The organism is Streptomyces sp. MGP-P1, from assembly GCF_057766565.1.
On record NZ_JBYMEM010000005.1, the window covers coordinates 869,900 to 886,316 of the forward strand.

12 protein-coding genes and 2 pseudogenes are annotated in these 16,417 nt (G+C 69.6%); 7 read left to right on the plus strand and 7 right to left on the minus strand.

Annotated elements, in window-relative coordinates; translation table 11 throughout:
- Positions 1-219: 219 nt before the first annotated feature.
- A complete protein-coding gene (locus AC3CH1_RS13390) occupies positions 220-4,404 on the plus strand; it encodes a response regulator (protein WP_488463099.1) in 4,185 nt (1,394 codons plus the stop codon).
- A 102-nt stretch (positions 4,405-4,506) separates the two neighbouring features.
- Here the strand turns inward: AC3CH1_RS13390 and AC3CH1_RS13395 are convergent, their stop codons facing one another.
- The 4 genes and pseudogenes from AC3CH1_RS13395 to AC3CH1_RS13410 form a co-directional block, all read right to left on the minus strand.
- Positions 4,507-6,159 carry a long-chain fatty acid--CoA ligase gene (locus tag AC3CH1_RS13395; protein ID WP_488463100.1) on the minus strand — a complete coding sequence of 551 codons (1,653 nt, stop codon included), beginning with the start codon at positions 6,157-6,159 and terminating at the stop codon, positions 4,507-4,509.
- A gap of 180 nt (positions 6,160-6,339) precedes the next feature.
- Positions 6,340-6,903: a SigE family RNA polymerase sigma factor gene (locus tag AC3CH1_RS13400; protein ID WP_012380021.1), complete on the minus strand. Its 564-nt coding sequence runs from the start codon at positions 6,901-6,903 to the stop codon at positions 6,340-6,342.
- Between the two features lie 170 nt (positions 6,904-7,073).
- Positions 7,074-7,766, minus strand: a pseudogene (locus AC3CH1_RS13405) (thiolase C-terminal domain-containing protein); the annotation flags it as partial.
- A 328-nt stretch (positions 7,767-8,094) separates the two neighbouring features.
- Positions 8,095-8,409 (minus strand): hypothetical protein, encoded by a 315-nt coding sequence (locus AC3CH1_RS13410; protein ID WP_488463101.1) that lies wholly within the window; start codon positions 8,407-8,409, stop codon positions 8,095-8,097.
- 335 nt (positions 8,410-8,744) lie between these two features.
- On the opposite strand from AC3CH1_RS13410, the gene AC3CH1_RS13415 reads away from it, so the two are divergent.
- Both AC3CH1_RS13415 and AC3CH1_RS13420 read left to right on the plus strand, forming a co-directional pair.
- Positions 8,745-9,698, plus strand: coding sequence for a bifunctional DNA primase/polymerase (locus tag AC3CH1_RS13415; RefSeq protein WP_488463102.1), 954 nt, complete (start codon positions 8,745-8,747; stop codon positions 9,696-9,698).
- Between the two features lie 142 nt (positions 9,699-9,840).
- Positions 9,841-10,407: a hypothetical protein gene (locus tag AC3CH1_RS13420; RefSeq protein ID WP_488463103.1), complete on the plus strand. Its 567-nt coding sequence runs from the start codon at positions 9,841-9,843 to the stop codon at positions 10,405-10,407.
- A 615-nt stretch (positions 10,408-11,022) separates the two neighbouring features.
- Here the strand turns inward: AC3CH1_RS13420 and AC3CH1_RS13425 are convergent.
- Positions 11,023-11,412 (minus strand): hypothetical protein, encoded by a 390-nt coding sequence (locus tag AC3CH1_RS13425; RefSeq protein ID WP_488463104.1) that lies wholly within the window; start codon positions 11,410-11,412, stop codon positions 11,023-11,025.
- A gap of 120 nt (positions 11,413-11,532) precedes the next feature.
- On the opposite strand from AC3CH1_RS13425, the pseudogene AC3CH1_RS13430 reads away from it, so the two are divergent.
- A pseudogene (locus AC3CH1_RS13430) lies at positions 11,533-12,131 on the plus strand (GntR family transcriptional regulator).
- A gap of 110 nt (positions 12,132-12,241) precedes the next feature.
- Entirely contained in the window at positions 12,242-12,685 is a 444-nt protein-coding gene (locus AC3CH1_RS13435; RefSeq protein ID WP_488463105.1) for a hypothetical protein, read from the plus strand.
- 417 nt (positions 12,686-13,102) lie between these two features.
- Here AC3CH1_RS13435 and AC3CH1_RS13440 read toward each other — a convergent pair whose 3' ends face one another.
- On the minus strand, positions 13,103-13,291 hold the full coding sequence (locus AC3CH1_RS13440; RefSeq protein WP_488463106.1) for a hypothetical protein: 189 nt from the start codon (positions 13,289-13,291) through the stop codon (positions 13,103-13,105).
- Positions 13,292-14,089: 798 nt separating this feature from the next.
- Between AC3CH1_RS13440 and AC3CH1_RS13445 the strand changes: the two genes are divergently transcribed.
- Together AC3CH1_RS13445 and AC3CH1_RS13450 are read left to right on the plus strand one after the other, a co-directional pair.
- The gene (locus tag AC3CH1_RS13445; RefSeq protein ID WP_488463107.1) at positions 14,090-14,698 is read left to right on the plus strand and encodes a RipA family octameric membrane protein; all 609 of its coding nucleotides are present in this window, start codon (positions 14,090-14,092) and stop codon (positions 14,696-14,698) included.
- Positions 14,698-15,087 (plus strand): hypothetical protein, encoded by a 390-nt coding sequence (locus tag AC3CH1_RS13450; RefSeq protein ID WP_488463108.1) that lies wholly within the window; start codon positions 14,698-14,700, stop codon positions 15,085-15,087. Before AC3CH1_RS13445 ends, AC3CH1_RS13450 begins: the two co-directional genes overlap by 1 nt.
- A 165-nt stretch (positions 15,088-15,252) precedes the next feature.
- On the opposite strand, the gene AC3CH1_RS13455 is transcribed toward AC3CH1_RS13450, so the two are convergent.
- Positions 15,253-15,876, minus strand: a complete 624-nt coding sequence (locus AC3CH1_RS13455; protein ID WP_488463109.1) for a hypothetical protein — start codon at positions 15,874-15,876, stop codon at positions 15,253-15,255.
- Positions 15,877-16,417 lie beyond the last annotated feature (541 nt).

Sequence of the window (16,417 nt, forward strand, 5' to 3'; positions counted from 1 at the left end):
CCTCGTCGCGCGTCCGCGCACGTCACAGGGTGCGCGGACGCTCACGTCATGGGCCCGCGGCGTACACGCCGCGCACAGAACCTTGGTGAGAGCTCCCCCTCATCCGCCGCCTCCGGGGCCTCCCCTGCCCTTAGACTCCTCCCGTGACAGTCTGCGGCCCGAGGGGCAAGATGGGGCCCGCTGTCGGCAAGGTGCGGTAATCAGGGAGGAAGCGTCGTCGTGAGCAGCAGGCCATCCCGAGGCACTGCTCGCCTCGCAGCCATACTCGATGCCCTTCCTGACGGGCTTCTGCTTGTCAATTGCAACGGCACGGTCGTCAACGCCAACGCCATCGCCCTCGAAATGTTCGAGACCCCGGGCACCGCGCTCGTCGGTCGCGGACTGCTCGATCTGCTGCCGGAGTTCGACTCCAAGCTGATCCCGGGTTCGATGCGCCGGCCCGAGGCTGCGGACGAGCAGGGCAGGACCAAGCCGACGCGGATGACCGCGCGGCGCACCGACCGCCGCGAGTACCCGGTCGAGGTCACCAGCGCGAGCCTCGACAGCGGGCAGGCCGCGTACAACGACATCCACTCCAGCTACACCGGTGACGAGCTACTCATGCTCGTCGTGCGGGACCTCTCCGGCACCGTCGACACCGAGGCGGAGCTGGCCCGTTCGCAGCGGCAGACCGAGATGATCCTGCGGGCCGCCTCCGAGGGCGTGGTCGGCACGGACACGGACGGGCGCGTCGTCCTCGTCAACCCCGCCGCCGCGCAGATCCTCGGCTTCCGGGCCAGCGACCTCGGCGGCCAGGAGCTGCATCCGCTGATCCTGCACTCGCGGGCGGAGGGCGAGCCGTTCCCGTACGAGGACTCCCCGCTCGCCGACACCCTCAAGTCCGGGCGCAAGCACCGGGTGCGTGGGCAGGTGCTGTGGTCCAAGAGCGGCGCGCAGGTGCCGGTGGACCTCACGACCGCGCCGGTACGGGACGGGGACCAGCTCGTCGGCGCGGTGATGACGTTCACCGACCGCCGCCCGTACGAGGAGTTGTCGACGCAGCACAGAAGCGTCGTCGCCGAGCTGACCACGAGCCACTCAGCCGAGGTCACCGCGCTCAAGGAGGCGCACGCCGCCGAGCTGGAGGCGCTGAAGGAGGCACACGCCGCCGAGCTCGCCGACCGTAGCGAGCGGTACGCCGCCGAGATCGAGGGACAGGCCGAGCTGCTCGCCTCCCTGGGCGCCCAGCACGCCCAGCTCACCGCCGTCCTCGGCGGTTCGCTGCGCGGGCCCCTGGAGGAGCTGCGCGGCGAGCTGTCCACGCTCGCCTCCGACCCGGCCGGTCAGCTGTGGCCCGAGGCCAACCAGATCCTGCACCATCTCGCCGCCGGGTACGCCCGGATGACCACGCTCGTCGACAACGTGCTGGGGTACCAGCGCCTGGACGCGGGGGTGGAGGGGCTGCACAAGGCCCCGGCGATGGTGGACGGCATCGTCACGGGCGGTATCGACGGGGCGGTCGAGCTGATCGGCCCCGGCCGCGCCCAATTCGCCGTGCACGCCCCGCCGATCGAGGCCGAGGTCGACGCGCCCCGGCTCGCGACCGCCATCGCCCACCTCGTCGCGGACGTCTGCGGCGTCGATTCGACCGGCAAGACCCGGGCCGTTCCCGGGGGCGGCTATGTCGACTCCACCGTGGTCGTGGCCGCGGCCCAGCGCGGTGACGTCGTACGGATCGAGGTGCGCGGCCCGTTCGCCGGCGGCGACCCGGTGCACGAGCCGATCGTGCGCGGCATCGTCCGGGCGCACGGCGGGGTCCTCCAGACGCACGAGATGCCGGGCATGAACGGCAGCGCGTACGTGCTCGACCTGCCCATCGGCACCGCGTCCGGCACGATCGCGCCGCCGGAGACGGACGGCGCCGCCCTGCTGCCGGAACCTCCCCCCGTCGCCTCCTCGTCGCCCGAAGGGCTGGGGGCCCCGGGCGTCACCAGCGGCGGCCGGCGCCGGGCGCGCAGGTCCTCCACCGACGCGTTCCTGGACGGCCCCGCCGGTACGGAGAGCATCGGCGACAACGCGGTCGAGGCCGTGGCGCCCGCTCCCGACGACCGCCCGGACGCCGAGCCGACCGGGCGACGGCGGGCGCGCCGTGCACCGGCCGCGCCCGGCGAGCAGCCGGCTTCCGAGCTGATCCCGGCCCAGCAGGGCGAGGGCTCCGGGCGGCGGCGCGGCCGGCCCAGCCCGGCCGAGGCGGCCCCGGGCACGGTTGTGGGCGACGCAGTACGAGAGCAGCCCCAGCCACCGCAGCGGGCGGCGCTGGCCCTGCCCTCCGGCCCGTCCGCGGCGGCCGCCGCCCCTTCCGAGGGGTCGGTCGTCACCGCGGCCGAGAACGCCCAGGGCGGCGGTCGCCCGCAGCTCGGGCAGACCGTGCCGCCGCAGGGCGTCCCGGTGGACCCGCAGCAGCCCGTACCGCCCACCGGGCGGCGGGCCCGTCGTGAGGGTGAGCCCGCCCGCCCCGCCCTGCCCGCCCTCGCCTCCGGCAACAACGGCAACAACGGCAACAACGGCAACAACGGCATGGAAAGCAACGGCGGTCACCCCGGGACGGAGCAGTCCCAGCAGCCCGGGGGGCGGCGTGCCCGGCGCGCGCTGGCCGCCGCCCAGGAGCGCACCGCGGCCGAGGCCGGGCCCCGCACCGCCTTCGCCCTGCCACCCGCCGACGCGGACCGGGCTCCGCTCGCCCCCGGCGCCCCGGTGGCCCCCGGAGACGGGGCGAGCACGCACCACGCGCGTACCGCACCGGAGGTCGGTCACACGCCTCCGCAGGCGCACCCCGTCGCCCCGGCGCACCCCGGCCCGCAGACGGACGGAACCTCCGGGCCGGGCTTCCCCGCCGCGCCCGGGGCGGCCCACGCGCCCCGACTCCCTGGGGCGGCGCCCCATGCGCCGGGCCCGCACGACAGCGGCGTACCGGAGGCTCAGAGCCCGGCGCAGGACCTCGCCCCCTGGGGCGACACCGGACAGAACGCGCATCCCGACACCGGGCAGACCGGCGCCGGTCGGACCGCCCACACCACCGGCGTCGCGGCCGTCGCCGACCCGGTGACGCACCCGGCCGACGGTGACGCGGGCGTCCCCGACCCGGACCCGGACGCGCGGCGGCAACCGCTGCCCGCCGAGGAGCCGATGCCGGACGGCAGCAACCCCGACTCGACGCAGGGGAGGGCCTTCAGCGTGCGAACGCTGGGCCAGGGCGTTCCGTTCGCCCAGCACCTCGCGCATCAGCAGAACCAGCCGCATCAGAGCCTCGGCGGGGCCGGCAGGCGCCGCAAGCTCGCCGCCCCGCCGGAGGGCGACCGGCCGGGTCCGGCCCAGCCGGCGGGCTCCGCGCAGGCTCCCGGGCCGCAGCAGCACCAGCCCCGCACCCACCCCCAGGGCCAGGGCGAGGATCAGGGGCCGGACCAGATGCCTGAGCCCGGTCGGCCGAGTCAGCCGGGTCAGCAGCCGGGTCAGCCGGCGCAGGGTGGGCCCGGTGCCGCCTACGGTGAGGGGCAACTGCTCGCGCCGCCCGTCGCGGAGGGGCGCGCGTACGCCATAGGGGCGCCCGACGAGGGGGCGGAGGGTCCCGAGCCGCTGGACGGGCCCGGAGGCGCGGTCGAGGTCGCCAACCGGCCGCACCCGCACCCGGTCGACGACGAGCTGCCGCCCGAGCCGCTGGACAACCCGCGTCGGCTGTTGGTCTGGCCCGCGCCCGATGTGCCGACCCAGCAGGCCCTCAGCGACCGGGGCTACCGTCCGGTGATCGTGAACTCCCGCGAGGAGGTCGACGCCCAGATCGCCGCGTTCCCCGCCGCGCTCTTCGTCGACCCGCTGACCGGCCCCATCACTCGTACCGCGTTGCAGTCGCTGCGCCAGGCGGCCGTCGCGGCCGAGGTCCCGGTGCTGGTCACCGCCGGTCTGGGGCAGGCGACCCGGGAAGCGGCGTACGGTGCCGACCCGGCCGTCCTGCTCAAGGCGCTGGCCCCCCGCGACAGCGAGCAGCATCCCTCGCGGGTGCTCCTGATCGAGGAGCACGAGGAGATCGCGGTGGCGCTGACGCAGACCCTGGAGCGGCGCGGGATGCAGGTGGCGCGTGCCGCGACGGACAGCGAGGCCGTCGACCTGGCGAGCCGGATGCGGCCGAACCTCGTGGTGATGGACCTGATGCAGGTACGCCGCCGACGCGCCGGGATCATCGACTGGCTGCGGGCCAACGGGCAGCTGAACCGTACCCCGCTGGTCGTCTACACCTCGGCCGGGATGGACCAGGCGGAGCTGCCGCGGCTGGCGTCGGGTGAAACCGTCCTCTTCCTGGCGGAACGGTCGACCAGCGACGAGGTCCAGTCGCGGATCGTGGACCTGCTGGCGAAGATCGGCACCAACTAGGGCCCCTCGACGGACGCGGGAAGCGGAACAGGGCGGGGGCGGTGCGGGTGGTCCCGTACCGCCCCGCCCTGTTTCACGTGAAACAGAAGAGGAACCGAAGCCTCAGAGCTGGGTCACGTCCAGCTCGCCTTCCGCGTACTGCTTGCGGATCACCTTCTTGTCGAACTTGCCGACGCTCGTCTTCGGCACGGCGGCGATCAGCGACCAGCGCTCCGGCAGCTGCCACTTGGCGATGCCCGACTCGGCGAGGAACTCCTTCAGCGCCTCGTAGTCGGTCCCGGTGACGCCCTCCTTGAGGACCACCGTCGCGAGCGGCCGTTCGCCCCACTTCTCGTCCGGCACGGCGACGACGGCCGCCTCCGCGACGTCCGGGTGGGCCATCAGCGCGTTCTCCAGTTCGACGCTGGAGATCCACTCGCCGCCCGACTTGATGACGTCCTTGGCCCGGTCGGTGAGGGTGAGGTAGCCGTCGGTGCTGATCACACCGACGTCACCGGTCTTCAGCCAGCCGTCCTCGCTGAACTTGTCCTCGGGGCGCAGGTGCTCGCCGTCGGCGCCGCCGTAGTAGGCGGCGGCGATCCAGGGGCCCCTGACCTCCAGCTCGCCGGCCGACTCGCCGTCCCACGGAAGGTGTTCCCCGCCGGGGCCGACCAGCCGCGCCTCGACCCCGGCGGGGAAGCGGCCCTGGGTGACCCGGTACAGCCACTCCTCGTCGGCGCTCAGGCCGGCGGGCGGGTGGGCCATGGAACCGATCGGCGAGGTCTCCGTCATGCCCCAGGCGTGGCAGAGCCGGACGCCGAGCTTGTCGTACGCCTCCATCAGCGAGGGCGGACAGGCCGCGCCGCCGATGGTCACGTTGGCCATGGAGGTGAGGTCGCGCGGGTTGGCGGTGACCTCGGCGAGCAGGCCCTGCCAGATGGTGGGAACGGCGGAGGCGTGGGTCGGGCGCTCGCTCTCGATCATGTCGGCGAGCGGGGCGGGCTGGAGGAAGCGGTCCGGCATGAGCATGTTGACGCCGCTCATGAACGCGGAATGCGGCAGCCCCCAGGCGTTCACATGGAACTGGGGCACGACGACGAGCGTGGTGTCCCTGTCGGTCAGCCCCATCGACTCGGTCATGTTGCCCTGCATCGAGTGCAGGTAGATCGAGCGGTGCGAGTAGACGACGCCCTTGGGGTCACCCGTGGTGCCGGAGGTGTAGCACATGGCCGCGGCCTGGCGTTCGTCCAGCTCCGGCCAGTCGTACGTAGTGGGGCGGCCCGCGATCAGTTCCTCGTACTCGTGCACGCGCGGCGCGACGTCGGCGAGGCCGGAGCGGTCGCCGGGGCCGGACACGACCACGTGCTCGACGCTCGGCAGGTGCGGCAGCAGCGGCACGAGGAGCGGCAGCAGCGAGCCGTTGACGATCACCACCTTGTCGTCCGCGTGGTTGACGACCCAGGCGAGCTGCTCGGGCGGCAGCCGAAGGTTGAGGGTGTGGAGCACGGCGCCCATGGAGGGGATGGCGAGGTACGCCTCGACGTGGACGGCGTTGTTCCACATGAGCGTCGCAACCCGTTGGTCGCCGTCGACGCCCAGCTCGTCGCGCAGCGCGTTGGCCAGCCGGGTGGCGCGCGCGCCGATCTCGGCGAAGGTGACACGATGCGGCTCGGGTTCGCCGGTCCAGGTCGTGACCTGCGACTTCCCATGGATCGTCATCCCGTGGTGGAGGATGCGGGTGACAGTCAGCGGTACGTCCTGCATGGTGCTCAGCACGGCGTCCTCCCGGTAGGCGCTACGCGGCAGTAAGGTTCCGCTGATTCTGCGCACATACCACGCGGTATGTCACTACTCGCGGGAACATTCCTGCTGGCGAGCCTGCCCCCAGGGCCCTGCGTCGCACCCGCGGCGGAGCATGGGGCGGCACCGGTGGTGGGCTCTTCCGGGCCGTCCGGATCAGCGGACCGGCGTCAGCTCCGGGTCCTCGCGGAGCTTGCCGAGGGCACGGGAGACCGCGCTCTTGACCGTACCGATCGACACGCCGAGCACCTCAGCCGTCTGGGCCTCGCTCAGGTCCTCGTAATAGCGCAGGACGACCATCGCGCGCTGGCGGTCCGGGAGCTTGAGCACCGCTCGCCACATCGCGTCGTGCAACGACTGCTGCTCGGCCGGGTCCGGCGCCGGAAAGGCCTCCCGCTCAGGCAGCTCCTCGCACGCGAACTCGTCGACCTTGCGCTTGCGCCACTGCGAGGTGCGGGTGTTGAGCAGCGCCCGCCGCACGTAGCCGTCCAGCGCCCGGTGGTCCTCGATCCGCTCCCACGCGACGTACGTCTTGGCCAGCGCCGTCTGTAGCAGGTCCTCCGCGTCGCACGGGTTCGCGGTGAGCGAGCGCGCGGTACGCAGCAGGACCGGCCCACGGGCCCGTACGTACGAGGAGAAGGACGCGTAGGGCGCGTGAGGGTGGCCGGCGGCGGTGGCGGAGGCCGCCCTGGAGGCGCCCGTGCAGACTGGCGTGGTCATGTACTCCACGCTAGGAGCGGGCGCCGCCGAGGGGATCGCCCCCAGGTCCCGAAGGCTCGTCCGCCTCAGGTTGTAGGGGGTGTGCACCCTGCACCTCCTGAAGGTGGACGGGCCTCCGCCCGGCCGTAAGGGTCCGCCCCCGAGAGCCCCAGGGGGCCGGGCGTCGTCGCTCAGCCGTCCGCACCGATGACCAGGCCCGACGTCGGAACCCCCGTACCCGCCGTGACCAGCGATCTCGCCGCCCCCGCCACCTGGTTCACCGAGGTTCCCCGGATCTGCCGGACGACCTCCGCGACGCCGTTCATCCCGTGGAGGTACGCCTCCCCCAGCTGACCCCCATGGGTGTTCAGGGGCAGCACGTCCGCAGCGACGAACGCCCCGGCCTCCCCGGGGTCGCAGAAACCGAACTCCTCCAGCTGCATCAGGACGAACGGGGTGAAGTGGTCGTAGAGGATGCCCACGTCGATGTCGGCCGGCGACAGTCCGGGGCCGCGCCACAGCTGCCGGGCGACCACAACGGTCTCCGGCAGGCCGGTCAGCCCGTCCCGGTAGAAGCTCGTCATATGTTCCTGCGACCGGCCCACGCCCTGGGCCGCAGCGACGACGACGGCGGGCGGTCGGGGCAGGTCGCGGGCGCGCTCCAGGCTCGTGACGACGAGGGCCTGGCCGCCGTCCTTCTCCTGGCAGCAGTCCAGTAGCCGCAGCGGCTCCACGATCCAGCGGGACGCGGCGTGGTCGGCGAGGGTGATCGGCTTCCCGTGGAAGTACGCCTCCGGATTCCGCGCCCCGTGGCGCCGGTCGACCACCGCCACATGCCCGAAGACCTCCGGGTCCAGGCCGTACGCGTGGAGGCAGCGCCGGGCGCCGCTGCTGGCGTTCCGTCGGGGCGAGGTGCACGGAGGAGCCTCCAGAGCTGCGATTACCGAACGGAAAGGCCGGAGCGCCCCCGTCCGGTTACCGGCGTACCCGGCGACCGGTGTCCGCGTTCCGACGTTTCTGACTACCCGTCAGGCATGGGCCCCTGTCAAGACAGCGGCAGCCCGCGCGCGGGCACCTGAGTGCCTTCGCGCGGGCTGCCGTTCGGTCGGCCGGAACCCACCCCCCGGGAGGTCCCGACGACCGCGTCACCCGTCCAGTCCGCTCACCCGTCCAGTCCGTGTCGTCCGTGTCGTCCGTGTCGTCCGAGGAGGATCACCAGAAGATGGGCGTGAAGTTCACCGCGACGCTGTGGTCGGACTGATCGATCGGCACGAAGGCCGAGTCGTTCACCTGGGCGGACGTGTTCTGGTTCGACGCACCGGTCCCGACCGCCTGCTGCTGGGTGGTGGACGAGTTGCCGGTGTTGATGCCGCCGACACCGCTGCCGCCGACCGTCGCCACAGCCGCGTTCGATCCGTCGTTCGCAAAGGAGCCGTTGTCCGCCATGGCAACACCGCCACAGAGCGCGACGGTCAGGGGCAGAGCGGCGACAACGGCGAGGGCACGAGCGGTACGGATACTTGCCATGTCATTTCCTCCAGGAAACGGAATTGCGGCTTCATATTCGGCTGGTTCCGGGGGAGTTGGCCGACAACCCCGGTGCTGTTCACAACGTCGCGAGACCAGAGTTGCCCAGCGCCCCCTCAGGGAACCCCTCCCCACCCCCCGATTCCCCCTCACGTATGACGAAGAGCGGATAAACCTCCCACGCCTCACGAAAGTCCAGGTCAGCGAGGTGACCTCGGAGACCCGTTGGCACGCCCGGGAAGAAGCGTTCCGCCACCCACCCCTCCCGAACACCTCCACCCCGCTCCACACCGCCCCCCCTTCCTTTATTCGAACACATGTACGAAACTAATGGCATGGCCACCATCGACCGGCAGACCCCCACCCTGGCCCTCGCCCATGCCCTCGCCGCCGCCGGGCGCGGCCTCCCCGTCTTCCCGCTCTCCGCCACCAAGCTCCCCGCGCTGCGCTCGCCACACCGGGGGAAGCAGCCGCCGACGCACTGCCGGGGCGAGTGCGGGCTGCCGGGACACGGGGTGCACGACGCCACCACCGACCCCGCGGCCGTCCGCGCCCTCTTCGCCGCCGCGCCCCGGGCCACTGGCTACGGCATCGCCTGCGGACGGGCCCCGCACCGCCTCGTCGGCATCGATCTGGATGTCGACCCCGCGTACGGCAGCGACGCGGCGGGCGCGCTGCGGCAGCTGGCCCTCCAGCACCTGTTCACCATCCCGCCGACGGTCACGGTGCTCACCCCGAGCGGCGGCCGCCACCTCTGGCTGACCGGCCCCGCCGACGCCACGGTCCCCAACTCCGCCGGCCGCCTCGCCCCGGGCATCGACATCCGCGGCAGCGGCGGCTACCTGGTCGGACCCGGCTCGGTCACCGCCCACGGCCGCTACCGCCTGGCCCCCGGCACCGCCCACCTCACCCCGGCCTCCTGCCCCCGCGCCCTGCTCCGCCTCCTGGCCCCGCCGCCCGGCCGCGCCCCGCACACGGCTACGAGCCCGGCCTCCGGCGCCACGTCCGGACCGGCCGCCGGCCCGGGCCCCGGCGCACCGGCGACCGCGGCCCGTCGCGGGGAGGGCCTGATCCAGTTCGTGCTGGCCGCCCACGAGGGACAGCGCAACACCCGCCTGTTCTGGGCGGCCTGCCGCGCCTACGAGCACGGCTTCGGCGACGCCCTGGCCGACGGGCTCACCGCCGCCGCCGTCCGCACCGGACTGCCGGAACACGAGGCCCGCGCCGCGATCGCCTCGGCGGCACGGCTGACCTCGGGGCGGGGCGAGGAGCGGGACGGCGCGGCCTGACGGGGTTCTCGCCGAGAGAGGGCCCGGCGGCTCCGCCGGGGCCCGCCGCTCCCGCCCACTGCCGAATCCCGGCAGGAAGCGGCCTCAGAACATGCGGGCGTCACTCATATCGCTTCCGCTCCCACCGGCTCAGAATGCGGAGGTGACCCCGACACCAAGCCATGTGGCAGCGCCCGCCCGCCGTGGGCCGATGTTCGCCCACCTGGCAGCGGGCATCCTGTTCTCCCTGGTGGCGGCCTGGTTGCTGCTGATCACCGCGCCGGACGCCCGCGACGACGAGCGCGCCTTCACCACCGCGCCCGCGTGCACGGCCCCCGGTGGCGGCGGTTCCGGCTGCCTGCGGACGGTCACCGCGGTGCTCGACCGCACCGAGAAGGAGACCGGGCGCAAGACACCGTCGTACTGGCTATACCTCACCGAGGCCGACGGAACGTCCACCCGCACCCGGATCGAGAGCGACCTGGAACGGCTTCCGGCAGCCCGTCCGGGAGCGAACATCGACGTCACGTACTGGCAGGACCAGATCCGGTACGTCGGCTTCGGGCCGGACCGCCACCACACGAACGCGGACCCGCGCGAGTCCTTCCGGATGCCCCTCGCCATCGGTCTGCTCCTCGGCCTCGTCGGGGCGATGTTCCTGGCTGCCTCGGCCGCGACAGCCTGGAGGAACAGGCGCTCGCCCCGGGCGTTCCCTGACAGGTCGGCCTGACGATCACCGGCGGCACGTTCCTGACCGCGTTCGGCGCGAAGCGCGAAGGCTGCCCGGCACAGCGACAACATCGGTGACGCTCTGCAACTCCCCGGTGTGACCTGCGTGGTGTCCCTGGCGCTCTACGCCCTGGCCGCCCCATTCCTGCACCGGCGCCATCGCGGCGACGACACGATCGCGCTGGGGCCGTCCGTGCCGACCGAGGAGGCGTGCTTCCCCGGCCTGATCATGGGCGAGGTCCCGTGCGCGGGCCACGCGGGCTACCTGGTCGCGGGCCCCGACGTCCTGGCCACGACTCCCGACCCCACGGGCGCCTTCCACCGCAAGGCCGCCCCGCGCACCCTGACTCCACTCCGTGTCCGCCCGCCCTACCTGACGGACCCCACGGACCGTCCCGACTACGACGGCCGGACGGTGGTCGTGGAGTGCGAGGACAACGGCGTACCGGTCCTCGCCGTCACACGGAAGAAGGACGCACCCGCCGCCCTCGGCGCACTCGGACCCGTCCCGGACGAGGGACACCGCTCGGGCCCGTCCCGGGGGAGTGACACCGCTCGGACCGGCCCCGGCGGAGTGTCTCGGAACGCCGCCGCCCGGCCGCTCCGACTCTGCGCGTCACCGGGCTGCCCCGACCTCACCTTCCGTACGGGCCAGTTCCGCGTCGTACTGCTCGGCGTCGAATTGGAATTCCAGCGGAGCGTCCTCCTTGTACGGGACCTCCCAGTCAGACCACTGCACGATGCCCCCGAGACGCTGAACGACCACGGTCAGATACCCGCAGCACCCTCCCGAACACTCCGGCTCCCCCAACTCCACCCGCCGAGCCTCGCCGGTCGCCCACAGCAGGCCGGGGCCGCCGGCCGGCAGGGCATCGACGACGAGCGGCCCCCGCCCTCCGTCATCGACCGCGCCCGCCACCACGTCCTCGCCATTGACCAGGATCCGCAGACTGGGCGGGAAACGGCACCCTCGCGGCAGCACACCGATCTCCAGATAATCGAACATTCGGCCACGCTACGGCGAAATGCCCCCGTGGACGCACCCTCTTTGGTGCCTCGCCGAACGACGCGCACGCGCAAGGCCCCCGACCGCATTCTCCTGGTCGGGGGGCGCAGAGCATAGGAGTTGCTGATCTCCCAAGGCGCCCTGGAAGGCCGGGCAGGATCAGGGACGTACGTCGCCGAGCCCCGGGAGCGCGTAAGAGTCGTCCGATCGTCGGCACGTGAGCAGCCCAGTGGGCCCCCCTTCCGCCAGGACATGAAGTCCCTTCGCCTACAGGCCGACTGGGAGAGCCGGACCGACGCCAAGGTGCAGGCCTCGGCGGAGATCGCGACGCGGCTCGGGATCGCAGAGGGCGAGCTGTGCGTGCGGACGACGTACGAGTTCCTTGCGGACGGGAAGCCGTTCCAGTTGTCGACGAGTTGGGAGCGTACGCCGTCACTGGCGGAACCCTCGTCGCTCTCCCCGAGGGGCCCCACGCCGGGGCCGGGGTCGTGAACCTCATAGCCGTGATCGGAGTCACCATCAGCCACGCGGTCGAGCAGCCCGAACCGAGGCACGCAACCGCCGAGGAGGCGTCACTACTCGACATCCAGAAGGCCGCACTCGTGACGCATATCCGGAGGACGTACTACAGCGACCAAAGCCGTCCCGTGGAGACAGCGGACATCGTGATGCCCGCAGCGCACTGCGAGATCGTCTACGAGATCCCCACCCAGCGTTAGCGCTTGCTACTCACCCGACATCACAGCCCTTCACGGACTTATAACCTTTCCACTTCGCCCCACCACTTGAGGCCCGTAGAGTGCGGCCGTCATCACGTGGAGGAGGGGCCATGTTTGGTTTGTCGGCGCACAGACTGCAACAGAGCTTCGCCGAACTAGGGGACCTCACCGGCCGCACAGCGGACGAGATCATCTCTTCAGTCGGTGCACCAATCAGCCAGAGCATGATGGGGCCAGGGCAAACCCTGCTCCAGTGGCAAAGCGAGAGCTACCACATCGGAGTCCTTTTCGATCAAGGCCAGTTCGCAGGCATCACGAGTGAAGACTCTGGACTGTTGCCCGGTGGACGAGCACTAGCTCAGGGCTTTGCCGGGCTCGGCAACTTGGCAGGCCGCAGCAAGGTTGAGATCGTCGCTGCGGTGGGCCCCTACTCCAGCTTTAGCGTGGCAGGCCCCCATCAGGTGCTCCTGCAGTGGCAAAGCGACGTTTACCACATCGCACTGCTATTCGAAGACGACATCTGCGCCGGGATCACGCACGAGTTCGCCATCTGATTCCCCTCCCCAGAGCAATGCGGGCTCGTTCTCCCCAGGAGAAGGGCACACAACAAGCGTAGGTCGCTGCCATACGAGCGCGATCGGAGCCGCTTCAGCTGTTGAACTTCCGGATCCGTGCCCCCCGCGTGCCCCTTCCGTGCCCGACAGAGCGGGAAACCAGGGGGAACAGCGGTACCTGGCAGGGAGCGGACATGGCAGAGGCCCCCGACCATACGTACTGGTCAGGGGCCTCTCGCCTGCGGTGGGTGTGGGATTTGAACCCACGGTCACATCGCTGCGACGACGGTTTTCAAGACCGTCCCATAAGTTGCTCTCACAAGTCTCTGACCTGCAGCAGCGATGCTCCGATGGCTCGATGCCTGCCCCCTGGCCCACACATGGCCCATCGGCCGGGGGGGGTGGCACCGCCGAAGCTCAATTCACGGGATCAGAACTGATAGCGTCCGGGTGGTAAAGCCGTTGGAAGTTCCCTACATCGCGGGGGTCGTGGGCGTCGCCCTCACCCGATGCATCTCTCGGAACCATCTCACCATCCGCGAGAACGAGCCAGGCCACGAGCGGATAGGCTTCTAGGCTGCCGTCATCCTGCTTGTACTCAGCCATCCAGCCTCCTCCAGGGAGGGCTGCCACTACAGGGTTGATCGCAGAATCAATCGTCATGCTGCAAGTCTGACCGCCGTCTACTGGCTTTGTCGGCGAAATGGCGCAAGCCCCTGATCCATAGCTCTAGCTGGATCGGTCAGCGATGGTCAAACCGGTCGCCCTGAGGGTGTGGGGGAGCACTGACGGATGGGGCCGGTCACAAAGGTAGCTGTACTTCGCTGCTGTATCCCCGCCCCAGGGCCTAGTGCTTGATTAGGTCGATCTGGGTTGCCTCCCTCAAAATCGGATCTTTATAGGCATCCTCTGGCTGTTGTGGCTCAAGCACCTTGACTGTTGGTTTCAGTCGATGGCTTCGGTCCCTTTGAGGAGAGGCTAAGAAGGCGCTCAGGTGGACGGCGGTTGAGCGCGACGGAAGCTCACATCGGAGCGGTCTACCCTCCACGACCGTCCACATGGGTGCGCATCCGGTCGCGGGCGCTGGCTCCCCCATTGGGCTCTCCGCCTGCCCGTGCGGGGCCGCCACTCTTGGAGCAGAGCAGCCGAGCTCCTCCGTCGCACTCCTGACCCCGCCGGCAGTGCGAGGCCGTGGGACCCCCGACCTGCCCAGCTAGCACTAGTCCAGTCGGCACCCCAGGCGACCCTCCAAGCGCTCCTGCAGCATCGTCATCAACGCACTTCCTTCGTGTCACTTGTCATGCAGCCCATCAGGTAACGATCTCCGGCATCTACCGCCTCCAAGCACCGCATCACTGTTAGCCTTTAGCCGCATCAAGCTATTTCGTCTCCAGATGAGGCCACATGACCCCTCCGCAAGTTCAGCCTCCCGTTTCCTTTGAAGAATACCGCCTCTATTACGAGACGACGGAGAAGGTGACCGAAAGACGTTTGGCGATGAATCGCTGGAACTACTCAGTGCTAACGGCGAGCCTTCTAGCAATCGGCGTCACACTTGGCTGGGCCTCCTCTCACGACACATTTCTCCTAGCGGGGATCATCGGAGTCTTGGTTCTGAGCGCGATCGCTTGCGTGATGTGCTTTTTTTGGCTCCGACAAATTGACGACTTCAAGGCGCTTAATACTGCTAAGTTCGAGGTGTTGAACAGTATGGCGCCTCTCGTAATATTCGAAGGCGCCAGCGGCCCGTCTTCAGCGCAGTCCTTCAACTGCTTCGGCAAAGAGTGGCAGGAACTTTCTAGAGTGCAGGCACTTCAGGCTCCATCGGCGAGCGGGTTCGTACGCGGACTTCGATCCTCAAGTGCAGAGCGATTCATCCCCCGCGCTTTCGGTGCAATCTTCGCCTTGATTTTTCTCTCCGTGGTGACCTTCTCGGCGCTTAGCTGGGACAATGTCACTGATCATCCATCACCATTCAGCAATTCAGAGCAACCCGAAAAGAAGGGAAAATGATGGATCGCTACATCTACTCAATTATGCCTGTTTCTTCGGATGTTGACTATTCGGAGAAGCGGGTCTGCCTAGATAGGGTCGCAGCCGAATTTGGGCTTTCGGTGCACTTTCCGTTGGATCGAGGATTGCCTGCAGCTGGCAAGGAATTTGACCTTCGAGCAGTTGTTGCCACGATCGGAGAAGCAACTGCGGTAATCGCCGACCTCTCCCTCGAAAGGCCGAGTTGCTATTATGAACTTGGCCTGGCCCAAGCAATCGGTGGCCGAGTTTCACTGATCGCGCGGGCGGGAACTACCATTCATCAAGCCTTCGGCAGGAACGCAGTTTCCTACTTTCAGGATTTGCAGGACTATCCCGCTGTGGTGCGCAGGATGCTTGCAAATGCATAGCGTTGGAATTTACGGGTCAAATTTCCGACCTTCGGTCGCGCAACCGATCAACGCCGGGACTTGCTGTTGAGCCATCGAAAGTTGTCAGCCTTGGTCATCGCGGAGCGCCCTTCCGTGGCTCCGAGACGGCCACGGGAGGGCGCTTCCGGGTGCGAGGATGTCCTCTCAGGAGGCGGCATCCGGGCCACTGCGCCAGATGCGCGTACACGTAGGAGAGTCCTTGAAGATCCCCACGACCGCTCCGAAAGACCGGCCGTCAGTGTGGGTGAACTCGAACTCGTGTGACCGCTCAACGGCATCCGTCTGAGCCCTGTGGACGGTGAGTGCCTCTGCTTCGACGTTGTACTGAGACGCGATCCTAGATTTTGCTACGCTCAGCGCGTATTCCTCTGAGATCACGTCGCCCCAGTCATCACCACGAGCCCGGTCCCGTAGTTTCCTGAAGCTCTCTCGTACAGCGGCATCAAGGGCTGTAGCGCCGAGCGAACCAAGTCCGCCGGCAGACAGGCTGAGGATGAACTCGGCGAAAGAGGATGACGATCCCCAGTTGTGAATGCCATATCGGCTTTGCAAACTACTCATGACGGGGTATTCTTCGCCCGTCGACCAGGTCAGGGCCTGGAGCTGCTCGACAGTCTCCTCAACCGACATATCGAGAGCGTCCAGCGGAAGGATCCAAGAAACCTCTGGCTCAACGCCAGGGTGGTCAGTCAGGTTCACGATCACGGTAGTCGAGATGGGCTCCATGCTCACGGACCCTACGGCCTCCAGCTTGAGGCGTTCCCGCATGGCGTATCCTCGGCCGGCCCCACTTGCCCTATCTCACCATTCGCTCCATCTCCCATCCCGTCCGCCTTCGACCCACACGTCGTGGAGCGGTCGTGGTTCAGGGCGTCAAGGTGGAGCGCGCCACTGTACGAACGACCTTGACGCCCTGGGCCACGATTGCTCGGCTCTGCCTGGGTCGAAGGTGGTCGGGATGGGAGCCCCACGACGCTCGCCACGCTCCGGCCGGCACTCGCGAACGGTGCCCCGTCCATCCCGGAGTCTGAGCGCCCCCGCCGGAGGCATCGTCTTGAAGCCGCGGGCTTGGTTCTGGACTCATGCCCTCCGGGCCTATCCACTGCGGGCGCGCGTCGGCGGCGGCAGCGCCGAGCGGGCCGAAGGCAGGAGCGCGGGCGCCTTGATGAAGTAAAGAAACTTGATCCTCCGTCGCGCTCGGCCGCAATCACGCTTTCCAACTCTGTTGGTGCAGGTCAGAGCCATGTTCGTAGGCGTCCGCGCGCGTTCAGGGCGGTCCGCAACCCGCAGAACGGCTGTGGCTCGTACG

What these genes read in the sequence shown, in the direction of transcription:
- AC3CH1_RS13400 (WP_012380021.1), bottom strand. Translation starts at nt 6,903, where the DNA reads ATGACCACGCCAGTCTGCACGGGCGCCTCCAGGGCGGCCTCCGCCACC.
- AC3CH1_RS13410 (WP_488463101.1), bottom strand. Translation starts at nt 8,409, where the DNA reads ATGGCAAGTATCCGTACCGCTCGTGCCCTCGCCGTTGTCGCCGCTCTG.
- AC3CH1_RS13415 (WP_488463102.1), top strand. Translation starts at nt 8,745, where the DNA reads ATGGCCACCATCGACCGGCAGACCCCCACCCTGGCCCTCGCCCATGCC.
- AC3CH1_RS13425 (WP_488463104.1), bottom strand. Translation starts at nt 11,412, where the DNA reads ATGTTCGATTATCTGGAGATCGGTGTGCTGCCGCGAGGGTGCCGTTTC.
- AC3CH1_RS13435 (WP_488463105.1), top strand. Translation starts at nt 12,242, where the DNA reads ATGTTTGGTTTGTCGGCGCACAGACTGCAACAGAGCTTCGCCGAACTA.
- AC3CH1_RS13440 (WP_488463106.1), bottom strand. Translation starts at nt 13,291, where the DNA reads ATGGCTGAGTACAAGCAGGATGACGGCAGCCTAGAAGCCTATCCGCTC.
- AC3CH1_RS13445 (WP_488463107.1), top strand. Translation starts at nt 14,090, where the DNA reads ATGACCCCTCCGCAAGTTCAGCCTCCCGTTTCCTTTGAAGAATACCGC.
- AC3CH1_RS13450 (WP_488463108.1), top strand. Translation starts at nt 14,698, where the DNA reads ATGGATCGCTACATCTACTCAATTATGCCTGTTTCTTCGGATGTTGAC.
- AC3CH1_RS13455 (WP_488463109.1), bottom strand. Translation starts at nt 15,876, where the DNA reads ATGCGGGAACGCCTCAAGCTGGAGGCCGTAGGGTCCGTGAGCATGGAG.